Source organism: Elstera litoralis, assembly GCF_000963705.1.
Classification (GTDB): Bacteria; Pseudomonadota; Alphaproteobacteria; order Elsterales; family Elsteraceae; genus Elstera; species Elstera litoralis.
Genome location: NZ_LAJY01000896.1, coordinates 1 through 1,222 on the forward strand (window position 1 = coordinate 1; position 1,222 = coordinate 1,222).

Here is a 1,222-nt window from a genome sequence, read left to right on the forward strand (position 1 = left end):
TGATCGACGAGTGTCAAGAGATCCGAGAGGGTGCATTCCTCGCGCTTGCAAACATCTGTCAGCGCGTCCCAAATGGCTACTTCAACGCTGATACTCGTCCGCCGCCCCGATACGATTACAGTCCGGCGATGACGGGCGCCTTCATCACTATCACTCGTGGTCACTATCCGAGGTTCCTATTGTCATTTGTCCTAGAACAAGATCGCTTCATTTCAAAACGCCCTATTCAGGGGAACGCCTTGAGCCGGGGCAAAGAAAAGCCTGCACATCATTGTGTGCGGTACAGTGCCGCAATGCGCCTTGAAACTCAAGAGGGACAAGATAATTTACAACAATTGAAATTAATAAGCGTTCTTCTCGCAGTCGCTTTAGGAGCACATAGCAACCGATTCTTCCCGCAATTACAGCTTATAGTATTGTGGGAGTAATTTTACCCCGAAAGACTCGCGGGTTTGGTTATGTTTTTTGGTTGTAGAACGCGCCTATATCTTCACTCAACAAAATTCAATTGTGCCACCTGTGATAACCGCGTCACAAACCAAGATACGAATTTACAGACCTCGCAATCGGCTCGGCAAAAAGGGGGCGACGTTTCCGTCACCCCCCCCAAAATTATCCGGATATTTTTTAAATTACTCGTATTCAGCCCAGGTCTTATCCTCAGAATGGCTATAAAAAATCGAAATTTTCGAGATTTCGCAGAGATTGAAATTATGCCACTCGGCCGGAGTTGAATCGTCGTAAACAACTTTTACGTCGTAACTGCAAACCTGATTCTTTTTCGGGAAAGTGATATTAACCCAAGCGCCGTTTTCGAGCACATCTCGCCCAAGAATATCTTCTTCCCAGTCATTGCTTTTCGAAGGGGCAACAAAGACTTTATCGATCGTATAGCCGGTCTTATTCGTTAGGCGAAAATCTTGCTTGGATTGCGCCTGCGCAATACCGGCACTGGCCAAGAAAGTTACGGCAACCGCAATAGAAACAAAACGCATGACATCCTCGCGACACTATTATGATAGGTGCCGCACTATACCGCATTTAAGACGATATAAAAATAGAATATGGCGATTTCCACTGCATTCAAGCGCTCATTTTCCGTCGCGGAATGGTAATTTTGAACCATTTATCCTGTTATTTTTCCTAGCAGCCTCATCTCGGTCTGAATTTTCTCTCCGAGGTCTCTAAGCCATCACCCCGAAAATCCACCCCTCTTCCCGCT

The 1,222-nt window shown here is 46.2% G+C and carries 2 protein-coding genes; both read right to left on the reverse strand.

What is annotated here, in order from left to right; all coding sequences use genetic code 11:
• On the reverse strand, window positions 1-164 hold a 164-nt coding region (locus VZ95_RS29550), incomplete at its 3' end, for a ribbon-helix-helix domain-containing protein (RefSeq protein WP_198148463.1).
• Window positions 165-632: 468 nt separating this feature from the next.
• Entirely contained in the window at window positions 633-995 is a 363-nt protein-coding gene (locus VZ95_RS20605; RefSeq protein WP_045777529.1) for a hypothetical protein, read from the reverse strand.
• Window positions 996-1,222 lie beyond the last annotated feature (227 nt).